Below are 12753 nucleotides of genomic sequence, written 5' to 3' on the forward strand. Positions count from 1 at the left end.
AAAAAGGTTTTTTGAAAAAATTGGCGAATCTATTTGTCGTATGCATGAAGAAAAGGAAGGTGATTCAATGCCACTTACGATGTATTCCTATCCAAAATGCGGAACTTGCCGAAAGGCGAAAAAATGGATGGAAGAAAATCAACTTGAGTTCGAGGAAATACACATCGTTGACAGTCCTCCGTCAAAGGAGGAGTTGAAAAGCCTGCATGAAAAAAGCGGCTTGAATGTAAAAAAGTTTTTTAACACGAGCGGAAAAAAGTATCGTGAGCTCGGATTAAAAGACAAAGTAAAAAGCGCTTCCGACGAAGAGCTCTTTGACCTATTAGCGTCAGATGGAATGTTGATCAAGCGCCCGATTGTAACGGATGGAAGCAAAGTCACTGTTGGATTCAAGGAAGAAGAATATGAAGAAACATGGCTGAAATAAGCATGTTTTCTTGCTTTACACGTTTTCTTTTTGTACATTTAAATCAGTAAAGTGAAGATGGAGGGATTTGGATGAATACACCAGCTGAGCTAAGATATTCTGAAGAGCATGAATGGGTAAAAGAAGAAGGGGAGAAGGTGAGAATCGGGATTACCGATTTTGCCCAATCCGAACTTGGGGACATTGTTTTCGTTGAACTTCCTGAAGTGGGTGACGACATTACAGCGGACGAGCCTTTCGGAAGCGTTGAATCCGTGAAAACAGTATCTGAATTATATGCTCCGGTCAGCGGCAAGGTTGTTGAGGTAAACGAAGAACTGGAAGACAATCCGGAATTTGTAAACGAATCTCCTTATGAAAAAGCCTGGATGATCGTTGTGGAACTGTCTGACCGCAACGAGTTAGAAAATTTAATGTCTGCTGAAGATTACGAAAAAATGACAAGCGAAGGATAAATACAAAGCGCCTTGGACGAGTGCCAAGGTGTTTTTTAAAAGGTCGGAAAAATACCTGTTTTATAATGCGTTCGAACATGAACATCTGAAATAATCTCGCTTTGCCCGACTTCGCCGTACAGGACTTCCCAGTTCGTTCGACTTGACAGTAAGTTGCCGCCTGATCCAGATGCGGTTCAGGACTTCCCAGTGCGAGCGAACCGGCAGTAATTCGTCGCCTGATCCAGTTGCCGGATAAGGCCCCCAGTTCGTTCGACTCGACAGTAAGTCACCGCCCGAGCCAGTTGCGGTTCAGGGCGCCCCAGTGCTGGTGAATGTCCAGGGCGCAAATAAGGCTTTTCAGCATATGATCTTATAAGGAAACAGTGCAAGCTCAAGCTTCGAAGATATCGGTCTTTGAATGATGATATATGCAGGACACCTTAGTGTTGCCTCGCCTTTAAACAAGAACTTTTGCGCCGCTATCATCTCATGGAAGAAATGAGCAAGTCTGGCAAGAAGCCAGTTACTTGATGGGCAGGCTTCATGTTGAACTTCTACAGTACTGCTTTATTCAGGAAGAAATAGCTGCTCGAGCTTTATCGAAGGTGTTTCCCGTGAGGCAGCAACATTGGCAGCTTTCTGCGGGACGCCCAAAATCGGTTTGCCTCTGGTCTATGCGTCAAAAAGCAAGGCGCTTGCGTTTTTCTTGCCTCCTTCTATGGCGCTAAGACAGCCGCGACTTTTGGCAACTATGGTTTTTCGTGAAAGCGAGGTTAGCAACGTGAATGTTTCGATGGAGAAAGTGATTATTGTTGAAGGATTGTCAGATAAGAAGAAAATCATGAAACTCATTAAGGAATCTGTGGAGATCATTTGTACAAATGGTACAATCGGGCTGTCCAGACTGGATGAGCTGTCAGAAGAACTTGAGGGAAAGGATGTATACATACTCGTTGACGCGGATGGCTCCGGTGAAAGTTTGCGTAAACAGTTGAAGCGGGAGTTTCCCCAGGCGCGGCATTTATACATTGACCGAAAGTTCAGGGAAGTGGCCACTACCCCATCTGAGATCCTCGCTAATATTTTAATTAGGGCACATATCGATGTTTATGCCGATTATCTTTAAAGAAGGACGATGTACAGCTTATGAAAGAATGGACAAAACAAGACATCCATGAAGCCATCGAAAAAAAAGAAAGTGCAATCATTTACTTTTATACGCCATTATGCGGAACCTGCCAAGTGGCAGGCCGCATGCTTGATGTCATTGAGGACATGACAGGCAAGATCATTTATCAAGCCGACTTGAATTATCTTCCGGATATTGCGGAACTTTTCAAGATTGAAAGTGTTCCGTGCCTACTGTTGTTAAACCGCGGTTGCGTCTCCAAAAAAATATACGCTTTTCGCTCAATTCCATACTTGCTTGAAATCTTAAAGGAATACAGTTAAAATAAAATCCCAGCCAAAAAGTTTAATTGCCTCCAAAAGAGGCAAAACATATCATTGTAAACAATGATAAATGAAAGGATTGGTTTTTTATTAACTCCCTAGACATTCAATACACGAATGTAATGGAAAAAGCTCTACATGGAGCACACGGCATTGGGTATGAAACATACAGGCATGATCATGCCGCCAGAATGGAAGTGGAAAAAAAGCGGGAAGCGGAATATGTAGAATCCCGACAGGTAATATTAACGATATCCGGAAACATGACGCATGGACAATGACAACCAGGCCTTTGTATTAACAAAGGCCTGTTTTTAATGAGAAAATTCTCAAATAAAATTTGAAAAACCGATACTTTTACGCTGTCTAGTTGATAATAATTTTAAAATGCGATAATATGGAGACTAGGAATTAGACAAAAAACAATTCAAGCTTCAAATACTTTTCTATATCCGGAGGTAATGATGATGGCTTCAACGTTAACAATTAAAGATCTTAATGTATCCATTGACGGAAAAGAGATCTTAAAGGGCGTAAACCTGGAAATAAATGGCGGAGAATTTCATGCTGTAATGGGACCAAATGGAACCGGTAAATCGACATTGTCCGCTGCAATCATGGGTCATCCCAGATACGAAGTAACGAGTGGAAGCATTACGCTGGATGGCGAAGATGTCCTGGAAATGGAAGTGGATGAGCGTGCGCGGGCTGGTTTGTTTGCGGCCATGCAGTATCCGAGTGAAATCAGCGGAGTGACAAATGCCGAATTTTTACGCACAGCGATAAATGCTCGCAGAGAAGAAGGAAAAGAAATTTCCTTAATGAAATTTATCCGTGACATGGATAAGAAAATGGAACTTCTTGAGATGGACCCCAACATGGCTCAGCGCTATTTGAATGAAGGATTCTCCGGCGGGGAGAAAAAGCGCAACGAAATATTGCAGTTGTTAATGTTAAAACCGAAGATTGCCATTTTGGATGAAATTGACTCTGGCCTTGATATAGATGCATTGAAAGTAGTTTCGCAAGGAATCAACGAGATGAGAAGCGACGACTTTGGGTGCTTGATCATTACTCACTACCAACGGCTTCTTAACTACATCGCCCCCGACTATGTCCACGTAATGATGCAAGGAAGGATCGTAAAATCCGGCGGTCCTGAACTGGCACAGCGTTTGGAAGCGGAAGGGTATGACTGGATCAAGGCAGAACTTGGCATTGAAGATGAAACAGTTGGCCAGGAAGCATAAGCGGTAGGGGGATTGAAATGACAACTGATACGAAAATGACGATCGATCAACAATACATTCGCTCTTTTTCAAGCAAGCATAACGAACCTGAATGGTTTACACAGTTTAGATTGGACGCATTTGGCAAAATGGATGAACTTCCGATGCCAAAGCCGGACAAAACAAGGATTACGAATTGGAATTTCACCGAATTCCCGAAACATGAGGCCGAAGGCCAGACATTTGCTTCTCTTTCCGATTTGCCTGAAGCGGCTCAATCTGTCATTAATATAGAAGAAAAAGATCAGAATTTATATGTCCAGTTTAATCAGCAGGTTGCATATATAAATGTATCCGAACAATTGAAAGAGCAGGGTGTCATTTTTACTGATATATTCACAGCCATTGCGGAGCATTCCGATCTGGTGAAAAAATATTTTATGACGGATGCAGTAAAAGTGGATGAACATAAATTGACGGCGTTTCATGCAGCGCTTGTCAATGGTGGAGCATTTTTATATGTGCCGAAGAATGTTCAAATAAAAGATCCTGTTCAGGCTGTTTATATTTTTGATGATAAAGACGCCGCCATGTTTAACCATGTCCTCATCGTGGCGGATGACAACAGTTCGGTCACATATGTGGAAAATTATTTGTCCACGAACGATGAAGTAAACGGAATCGTCAATATTGTTTCCGAGGTGATTGCCAATCAAAACGCCAAAGTGGTTTATGGGGCGGTCGATACGTTGGCAAAAGGCTCCACTGTATATATCAACCGCCGGGGAATTACCGGACGGGACGCACAGCTTGATTGGGCGCTTGGATTAATGAATGACGGCAACACGATTGCAGAAAATACAACAAACTTAATTGGCGAAGGTTCAAGCGGGGATGCGAAGACGGTTGTGGTTGGAAGAGGCAGCCAAACGCAAAACTTTACGACAAGCATTGTGCATTTTGGCAGACATACGGAAGGTTTTATTTTAAGCCATGGTGTGATGAAAGATTCTGCTTCGTCCATCTTTAACGGAATTGGGAAAATTGAAAAGGGCGCATCAAAGGCAAACGCTAATCAGGAATCTCGTGTCTTAATGTTAAGTGAAAGGGCAAGAGGGGACGCCAACCCGATTTTGCTCATTGATGAAGATGACGTTATTGCGGGACATGCGGCATCAGTAGGCCGTGTAGATCCATTACAGCTCTTTTATATGATGAGCCGCGGGATTTCCAAAGCGGATGCTGAGCGTCTCATTATTCATGGGTTCCTCGCTCCTGTTGTAGAAAAGCTGCCGATCGAAGCAGTGAAACGCCAATTGGTCGAGATTATTGAAAGGAAAGTGCAATAATGAACTGGAGTGAGGTTCGCAAACAGTTTCCCATATTGGACCAGGAAGTGAATGGACATCCGCTTGTGTACTTGGATAGTGCTGCGACCTCTCAAAAGCCGATCCAAGTCATTGCAGCTCTGGATGAATATTATAAAGGCTATAATTCGAATGTTCACCGTGGTGTGCACACGCTGGGGACGAAGGCAACAGACAAATATGAAGGCGCCCGCGAAAAGGCAAGGAACTTTCTCAATGCTTCCTCTGCCGAAGAAGTGATTTTTACAAGAGGGACGACAACGGCGCTCAACATAGTTGCCGCCAGCTACGGACGTGCCAATGTAGAGGAAGGCGATGAAATCGTCATCACCTATATGGAACATCACAGCAACATTATTCCTTGGCAGCAGATCGCCAAGGAAAAAGGGGCAACTCTGAAATATATACCTCTTCAAGAAGACGGCACGATCAATCTGGACGATGCGGCCAATACGATCAGCGAGAAAACGAAAATTGTTTCCGTTACACACGTATCGAATGTGTTGGGTGTTATCAACCCGATTAAAGAATTGGCTGCCATTGCCCACCGAAATGGCGCGGTCATGGTCGTGGATGGCGCCCAGGGTGCGCCGCATATTAAGGTTGATGTAAAAGATCTGGATGTCGACTTTTATGCGTTTTCCGGCCATAAAATGGGCGCGCCGACAGGGATTGGCATTTTATATGGAAAAAAAGAACATCTTGAAAACATGGAACCGATCGAGTTTGGCGGTGAAATGATTGACTTTGTCGGGCTGTACGAATCAACGTGGAAGGAACTTCCATGGAAATTTGAAGCCGGAACGCCGATTATTGCCGGCGCAATTGGTCTTGGTGTCGCGATCGACTTTTTAAATGAGATTGGACAGGAAGCCATCCTGGAGCATGAGCATAAACTTGCGGCTTATGCGATGGAGAAGATGTCCCAACTTGACGGTTTAACCATTTATGGACCTGTTGAACCGGAAAAGCGGGCAGGCGTTGTCACATTCAATCTGGAAGAAGTCCATCCCCATGATGTAGCTACAGTGCTTGATTCGGAAGGGATTGCCGTCAGGGCAGGTCATCATTGTGCACAACCGCTTATGAAATGGCTGGATGTTTCTGCGACAGCCAGGGCAAGCTTTTATATATACAACAACGAACAAGACATTGACAGACTCGTTGAAGGCCTTGTCAAAACAAAGGAGTATTTCACGAATGTCTTTTAACAACCTTGATAATCTGTACAGGCAAGTGATCATGGACCATTACAAAAATCCGCGGAACAGAGGGAGTTTACAAGACGGAAGCCTGACGGTGGACATGAACAACCCGACATGCGGAGACCGAATCCATCTAACGATGAAGCTGGATAACGGAAAAGTGGCTGATGCCAAATTTGAAGGGGAAGGCTGCTCCATTTCCATGGCATCGGCTTCCATGATGACACAGGCAATCATTGGCCAAGATACGGATTCGGCTTTGAAACTTGCGCATATCTTCTCTGAAATGATTCAAGGGAATGATCTTGACGACGAAGAAGAAGATCTTGATCTTGGCGATATCGAAGCCTTACAAGGAGTATCCAAATTTCCAGCGCGTATTAAATGCGCCACGCTCGCATGGAAAGCGATGGAAAAAGGATTAAAGCAGCACCAATAAAAGAGGGAGGAATGTACAATGGCGAAGCAAATACCCGAAATTGGTGATTACAAGTATGGTTTCAGGGATCGAGACGTTTCCGTTTTCCGTACCGAGCGCGGTTTGACGCGGGAGATCGTTGAAGAAATATCAAAAATGAAAGAAGAGCCTCAATGGATGCTCGATTTCCGGTTGAAATCACTTGAACACTTTTACAAAATGCCAATGCCGCAATGGGGCGGCGATTTAAACGCCCTAAACTTTGATGAAATTAGATATTACGTGAAACCGTCTGAGCATACAGAGCGTTCCTGGGACGAAGTGCCAGAGGAAATTAAGCAAACATTTGACAAGTTGGGCATCCCGGAGGCTGAACAAAAATATTTGGCCGGTGTTTCGGCGCAATACGAGTCTGAGGTTGTTTATCACAATATGAAAGAAGATCTCGAAAAAATGGGGATCGTCTTTAAAGATACGGACTCAGCTCTGAAAGAAAATGAAGATATTTTCCGTGAGCACTGGGCGACAGTTATTCCGCCAACCGACAACAAGTTTTCTGCTTTGAACTCGGCAGTCTGGTCCGGAGGATCGTTTATATACGTGCCGCCTGGCGTAAAAGTCGATACGCCGCTACAAGCCTATTTCCGGATCAACTCCGAAAATATGGGACAGTTTGAACGGACGTTGATTATCGTGGATGAAGGCGCGTCCGTCCACTATGTGGAAGGGTGTACGGCGCCTGTTTATACGACGAATTCATTGCACAGCGCAGTCGTTGAAATCATCGTCAAAAAAGACGGGTACTGCCGATATACGACCATTCAAAACTGGGCGAACAACGTTTATAATCTTGTTACAAAACGGGCAGTCTGCCATGAGCGTGCGACGATGGAATGGATCGATGGCAACTTCGGCTCCAAGGTTACGATGAAATATCCTGCCGTCTTTTTAAAAGGAGAAGGTGCAAGAGGCCTGACATTATCTATTGCGTTGGCCGGAAAAGGCCAGCATCAGGACTCAGGCGCTAAAATGATCCACCTGGCGCCTAACACGACATCATCAATCGTATCCAAATCAATGTCACAGCACGGCGGTAAAGTCACATACCGCGGAATCGTTCATTTTGGACGTAAAGCAGATGGCGCGCGATCCAATATCGAATGTGATACGATGATTTTAGATGACAAATCCACTTCCGATACAATCCCGTATAACGAGATATTAAACGACAATATCTCGCTTGAACACGAAGCGAAAGTGTCCAAAGTTTCGGAAGAACAGCTCTTCTATTTGATGAGCCGCGGAATCAGCGAACAAGAAGCAGTCGAAATGATCGTTATGGGCTTCATCGAGCCCTTTACAAAAGAACTGCCAATGGAATACGCGGTGGAAATGAACCGTCTCATCAAATTTGAAATGGAAGGTTCGATTGGTTAATAGATGATAAAACCCGTCACAACAACGCTTGTGGCGGGTTTTTTGTACCCATTTATTTTTCGCGAAACATGTACGATTTAGAAACAAAATCAAGTGACATAGGATATATATAATAGCTCTTTATCCTTTTTTAATATTCTTTCTTCATCATAATACGAGCAGAAAGCATGTAGCCGATGAGCATCCAAATGATGACGAATATAGGTGAGAAGGCAAACAGCTTTAAAATGGTTTGTTGTGTGAGTACGATGCCCATCTCTGATAGTTTTGAAAAGATAAAGGCGATGATGGCACCAGGAACAGCATAGCTTACGAATAAGTACATACGTGTTTTTTCGGCACCGAATTTAAAGAGCATGACTATGGAGTTTGTTCCGAAAATAAGTGATAATAATACGCCTAAAGCGATAAAGGAGGTAAATTCAGAATGTTGGTATTTTTCCAATAATAAGTGCTATGAGGCCGCCAATAATAGTGGACAGGATAACGCCAATCAAGACAAAGACAACTAGCGTAATAAATTTATTTTTTGCAATGTCCTGTCTTTTTATCGGAAATGTGAGTGCGAATTTTTCCCACTCACTTTGATGGTCTATTGAAAATGAAGTAATACTCATCATGCTACAGATGGCAATGCCAGCAATCACGAATGAAGCTAGATCTTGTGTCGGTACAATGGCAACGGCTAAAATGGTCATCATAAGCAGCAAACCTTTTCCATTGTTTATGACGGTTAATAAGTCTTTTATAATTAAACCTTTCATGCGGTGTTTTTCTCCCTTCTAATATAGATCGCTAATAGTTCATCGAGTGCGACTTTGTCGACGACAATTTCGGGATACGCTTCTTTAAATCCATGTGCGTCGTTAATAATGACATGATAAATTGCTTCATGTTGCAGATAAGCAAATATTAGTCCTTTTGGGATCAACTCAAATTGTTGTTTGGAACAACGCGCAATCCCGTAACCATACAATAAATCATCTTTATTCATTATAATTTTATCAATTTTGACAGCGTTTAATTTGTCATAAAAATTTATGTCATCATAGACGATGGCAATATCTTCTTTTAAGTCGGTACTGTTTACTTTTTTTTGATCGGAAAAAAATGTTACATCACCACTGTCTTTTTTCATAACGTCCATCAATAATTTTATGGTAGTTGTTTTATCAGCGCCATTCTCACCAACCAAACCGACAATTGCTCCTTGAGGCACGGTAAAGCTAATATCGTTAAGTGTGAATGTATCAAGTTTTTTACATAAACGATTAACATCAATTGCATTTGCCATTAGTCTTCCTCCTCGTTAAAAAAATCAATGAGTTCATGCAAAGTTGTGATGGGTATATCGAAATCGTGTGCGATTTGCACCGCTGATTGTAAATGCATTTCAAGCTTTTTTGTCATTTCTTCTTCAAAAAATGCCAAACAGTTTTCTGAGATAAATGATCCCTTTGCTGGAATCGTCTCAATAAAACCTTCTTTAGCAAGTTCATCATAAGCACGTTGAACGGTGATGACGCTAATACCGAGCTTTTTAGCAAGCGCCCGCATTGAGGGAATCGCTTCACCTGGCGATAGTTTTCCTTTTGAAATAAGTGCTTTGATTTGGGTCGTCACTTGTTCATATATAGGTAAATCGCTGTTTTTGCGAATGAAAATTTCCATTACAACACCTCTATTTAAAGTGTGCTAACTGTATAATCTGTATAAGTACAATATAGTCAAATTGTGCGAGAAGTCAAGTGAACCTAATGATTTATTATTACCAATTTTCGTTGCTAAGATTTAGTCCTTCACTTCATACCTATAATGTAAAAGGGTAAAAATATATTGAATTACGATAAAAAAATATTGAAAATTGATCAGGTTTGTATTAGAATGCAATAGTAACAAGAGAGGGGAATGGTATTTGAAACAAAGAATTAGCAAAGTGGTTAAAGATGATAAGCATGAGCGTTGCCTTTTTTAGGTTTGCTGTTTTGGCGTTTGTTGCCAGCCAGGCCATATTTTTAAATATCAAGAAGATACATTAAATGAATGAAGGAGAGTTAACATGAAAAAAAGATTTTTATTAGCTTTATTACCAATTGTAGCGGGTGTTATTTGTTTGATTAGTTATGAGGTCATAGGAGCAGAGGTTGAAGCAGATGGAACATTAAAAGAACCTTTTTTCTTAATTCCGATTAGTTTTCTTTTGTTATTTAGTGGAATCGCAGCGTTATTATTCGTGACTATTGTGACAGCCATCCAAAGAGGGAAACATGATTAAGAAGGATAGTATAAAAAACGACATAGCAGTCAGTTCGGTGTTATTCATGGAATATTATGAATAGTGGGGTTATTATAAAGGTTTCATTTGAATTTCAAGAAGTGAAAATATATGAGTTCTTGATCCGATACGGGCGTGGTAAAACAACAACCATGTGCAAGATGGCAGGTCTTTATTCAATGATATCTTGAGATCACTCTTTGGAGTCTCGTACAAGATTTAAAGAAGAAAATGTTCATCTGCTATTGTATCAATGTTATAGTGTAATCAATGTATGCTCTTGTGGCCATATAGACATCATGAGCAGTTTCAGAAAAAAGTTGTATTGTGTGCATTACATTTCATCGCGATAGATGGATGATGAGGGGGGAATCATCATGACAACTGTTTATGACTTTGAAGTAAGAAAGACAAATGGTGATTTGAAATCTCTGAAAGATTACGAAGGCAAGCCGCTCATTATTGTGAACACAGCAAGCAAGTGTGGATTAACACCACAGTTCAAAGGATTGCAGGAACTGTATGAAAAGTACAAAGACAATGGTTTGGAAATCCTCGGCTTTCCTTGTGATCAATTTCAAAATCAGGAATTTGCTCATATTGAAGAAACGATTGAATTTTGTCAAACTAACTATGGAGTGTCTTTTCCGATTTTCGCAAAAGTCGATGTAAATGGAGCTCATGCTGATCCTCTGTTTATTTTTCTAAAGGAACAGAAAAAGGGGTTCTTAATGAAGAACATCAAGTGGAACTTCACGAAATTCCTTGTAGACCGCAACGGCATTGTGGTTGAACGCTATGCCCCCACAACAGATCCGGCGAAAATCGAAGCTGATGTACAGAAAGTATTATAAGCTTTACTTATCCATTGACCTCATTGAAAGATTTCCGAGTAATGTATCAATCAATAACCTCTTGAATAGGGGTTTTTTATTATGAGGGCCATCATTTATGAGAATTCGGTACGGCATGGTCATTTAATGCTGGTCTTTGTTTATTCGCTTCCGTTTTTACGAGTGTAAAGTTTCGGCAGTATCACAAAAATATCAGGATCTGTTTTATGTTTCTTTCTTTTCAGTCAGCTCTGCGTCTTTTATGATCTCTTTGTAAATTTCTATATTGGCTTCAATGACTGTATATAGCAGCCTTTTTAAGTTTTGCGGCAACACAAAACTTTCCTCGCGCGGTTCATTCCAACTAACAGGTTTATCATTCTGGTTCAGTATACGCTTTAAATTGTATAAATTATTTTCATCTAGCTGTATTTTTATTTTTTGGCCATCCGAGAGGGAATATGTTTCTTCATTTTCAGCTTTGATCCAAGTGTTCCATTTTTTTATGTCTCTTATAAAACTTTCAGGCATGTAACTTTTTTCATGCTCTGCAACAACATTTGCGTTGCGTACGTTACCAGTACCTAGCTGGAGCTTGTCGGGCATTGGTTTTGCAAATTCTAGCGCAACTGATTCTAATAATCGCTGGCCTTTGGCTAACTTTGAGTATCCTGATTTTTCCAGCAGGTCCGCAAAGCTCACTTTATAATGTAGGTTTTTAGTGAGATTGTTAGCGATTTTTTCTAAGATGTCAGGTGTCGGAATTCTTTTTCCTGTTTCGATTTGGCTCATGTAAGGCTGACTCACTCCTGAATATCTGGCCATCTCAGATTTAGATATATTTTGAGATAATCGGATTTCTTTTATAAATCCCCCTAACTCATTTTTACTCACCTTCATCACCTCAATCGTATTATATAACAGAATTATAACTAAAGCAATAAAATTACATTATAAAAAAACATTTGCAATAAAGTGAGGTATGTGTTATTTTTAAAGAAATAATTTGGTAATGTATTTATTGCAATAGAAATAAATGAGAGGTCAAAACGATAATCGACAGGAAAAATGCGATAAGGGATCAAAAAGAATCTATGAGTTATGCTTTGTCAAAGTAATGTTGGAAACTGGCGATGGGATAAAATAATAAATGGGGGAATGGAATATGGATATTGAATTATTGCAGGAATTTCAACGTTATTGTTCAGAAAAAAGGAGCTTTTTGGATTTGAAGCCACATTTAAAGAATTTCGTTGAATTTGACGGCAGGAAAAAAGAATACAAGCTAAAAAACAATATTATGTTAGATAAGGTGGATAAAACAGCTATTTATAGCCTGCTGTGCCTCAAAATACGCATTGGTGGAGACAATTTTGAGTCTTTAAAAGAAGTTCTAGAGGTGGGTGTCACTATGCTGAACTACAGTTATCAAAATGTTATGGCCGCCGAGTTGAAATGGATTGGCTATGGGTTGCAACATCTAATCGCTAAAGCCGAGCCTTTTATTGTTTATACTGACTGCAATCCCAAACATGATATGTCTTATTAATCAGTTTGTTCGCTGTACTTGTGTCCGTAAAATCAAAGAATATCGTAGTATGTGGCTGATAACGATCGTTGTATTATTAAGAAAAAAGCATCATCGAAGTGTTTATTTCAATATTTAGCGACTT

At 40.9% G+C, this 12753-nt stretch carries 17 protein-coding genes; 12 read left to right on the forward strand and 5 right to left on the reverse strand.

From position 1 onward, the window contains the following. Positions 1–67 precede the first annotated feature (67 nt). The 9 genes from NST31_RS15755 (at position 68) to sufB (ending at position 7972) form a co-directional block, all read left to right on the forward strand. Positions 68–427, forward strand: a complete 360-nt coding sequence (locus NST31_RS15755; RefSeq protein ID WP_077111163.1) for an arsenate reductase family protein — start codon at positions 68–70, stop codon at positions 425–427. Between the two features lie 71 nt (positions 428–498). Further along, a complete protein-coding gene (gcvH, locus tag NST31_RS15760) occupies positions 499–882 on the forward strand; it encodes a glycine cleavage system protein GcvH (protein WP_077111100.1) in 384 nt (127 codons plus the stop codon). 733 nt (positions 883–1615) lie between these two features. Further along, positions 1616–1990 (forward strand): toprim domain-containing protein, encoded by a 375-nt coding sequence (locus tag NST31_RS15765; RefSeq protein ID WP_077111164.1) that lies wholly within the window; start codon positions 1616–1618, stop codon positions 1988–1990. Between the two features lie 20 nt (positions 1991–2010). Further along, positions 2011–2316, forward strand: a complete 306-nt coding sequence (locus NST31_RS15770; RefSeq protein WP_077111102.1) for a thioredoxin family protein — start codon at positions 2011–2013, stop codon at positions 2314–2316. A gap of 464 nt (positions 2317–2780) precedes the next feature. Further along, positions 2781–3566 carry a Fe-S cluster assembly ATPase SufC gene (sufC, locus tag NST31_RS15775; protein WP_077111104.1) on the forward strand — a complete coding sequence of 262 codons (786 nt, stop codon included), beginning with the start codon at positions 2781–2783 and terminating at the stop codon, positions 3564–3566. Between the two features lie 17 nt (positions 3567–3583). Beyond that, entirely contained in the window at positions 3584–4894 is a 1311-nt protein-coding gene (gene sufD, locus NST31_RS15780) for a Fe-S cluster assembly protein SufD (RefSeq protein WP_077111106.1), read from the forward strand. Then, the gene (locus tag NST31_RS15785; RefSeq protein WP_077111108.1) at positions 4894–6123 is read left to right on the forward strand and encodes a cysteine desulfurase; all 1230 of its coding nucleotides are present in this window, start codon (positions 4894–4896) and stop codon (positions 6121–6123) included. Before sufD ends, NST31_RS15785 begins: the two co-directional genes overlap by 1 nt. Further along, positions 6113–6556, forward strand: a complete 444-nt coding sequence (sufU, locus tag NST31_RS15790; RefSeq protein ID WP_077111109.1) for a Fe-S cluster assembly sulfur transfer protein SufU — start codon at positions 6113–6115, stop codon at positions 6554–6556. The genes NST31_RS15785 and sufU overlap by 11 nt, the downstream gene beginning before the upstream one ends. A gap of 18 nt (positions 6557–6574) precedes the next feature. After that, on the forward strand, positions 6575–7972 hold the full coding sequence (gene sufB / locus NST31_RS15795; protein WP_077111111.1) for a Fe-S cluster assembly protein SufB: 1398 nt from the start codon (positions 6575–6577) through the stop codon (positions 7970–7972). A 130-nt stretch (positions 7973–8102) separates the two neighbouring features. Here the strand turns inward: sufB and NST31_RS15800 are convergent, their stop codons facing one another. The 4 genes from NST31_RS15800 to NST31_RS15815 are packed head-to-tail and all read right to left on the reverse strand — an operon-like array spanning position 8103 to position 9643. Beyond that, the gene (locus NST31_RS15800; RefSeq protein ID WP_077111112.1) at positions 8103–8417 is read right to left on the reverse strand and encodes an ABC-2 transporter permease; all 315 of its coding nucleotides are present in this window, start codon (positions 8415–8417) and stop codon (positions 8103–8105) included. Beyond that, positions 8395–8736 (reverse strand): ABC-2 transporter permease, encoded by a 342-nt coding sequence (locus NST31_RS15805; protein ID WP_077111113.1) that lies wholly within the window; start codon positions 8734–8736, stop codon positions 8395–8397. Before NST31_RS15805 ends, NST31_RS15800 begins: the two co-directional genes overlap by 23 nt. Next, positions 8733–9266 carry an ATP-binding cassette domain-containing protein gene (locus NST31_RS15810; protein ID WP_077111114.1) on the reverse strand — a complete coding sequence of 178 codons (534 nt, stop codon included), beginning with the start codon at positions 9264–9266 and terminating at the stop codon, positions 8733–8735. The genes NST31_RS15805 and NST31_RS15810 overlap by 4 nt, the downstream gene beginning before the upstream one ends. Then, positions 9266–9643 (reverse strand): GntR family transcriptional regulator, encoded by a 378-nt coding sequence (locus tag NST31_RS15815; protein WP_077111115.1) that lies wholly within the window; start codon positions 9641–9643, stop codon positions 9266–9268. The genes NST31_RS15810 and NST31_RS15815 overlap by 1 nt, the downstream gene beginning before the upstream one ends. Positions 9644–10031: 388 nt before the next feature. Between NST31_RS15815 and NST31_RS15820 the strand changes: the two genes are divergently transcribed. Continuing rightward, the gene (locus NST31_RS15820; RefSeq protein ID WP_077111116.1) at positions 10032–10247 is read left to right on the forward strand and encodes a DUF3955 domain-containing protein; all 216 of its coding nucleotides are present in this window, start codon (positions 10032–10034) and stop codon (positions 10245–10247) included. Positions 10248–10624: 377 nt separating this feature from the next. Continuing rightward, positions 10625–11101, forward strand: coding sequence for a glutathione peroxidase (locus NST31_RS15825; protein ID WP_077111117.1), 477 nt, complete (start codon positions 10625–10627; stop codon positions 11099–11101). A gap of 204 nt (positions 11102–11305) precedes the next feature. Here the strand turns inward: NST31_RS15825 and NST31_RS15830 are convergent, their stop codons facing one another. Next, a complete protein-coding gene (locus tag NST31_RS15830) occupies positions 11306–11974 on the reverse strand; it encodes a helix-turn-helix domain-containing protein (protein WP_339161926.1) in 669 nt (222 codons plus the stop codon). 271 nt (positions 11975–12245) lie between these two features. Between NST31_RS15830 and NST31_RS15835 the strand changes: the two genes are divergently transcribed. Continuing rightward, the gene (locus NST31_RS15835; RefSeq protein ID WP_077111119.1) at positions 12246–12629 is read left to right on the forward strand and encodes a hypothetical protein; all 384 of its coding nucleotides are present in this window, start codon (positions 12246–12248) and stop codon (positions 12627–12629) included. The last annotated feature ends 124 nt before the right edge of the window (positions 12630–12753 follow it).

It is taken from the genome of Siminovitchia sp. FSL W7-1587 (assembly GCF_037963795.1).
Classification (GTDB): Bacteria; Bacillota; Bacilli; order Bacillales; family Bacillaceae_C; genus Siminovitchia; species Siminovitchia thermophila.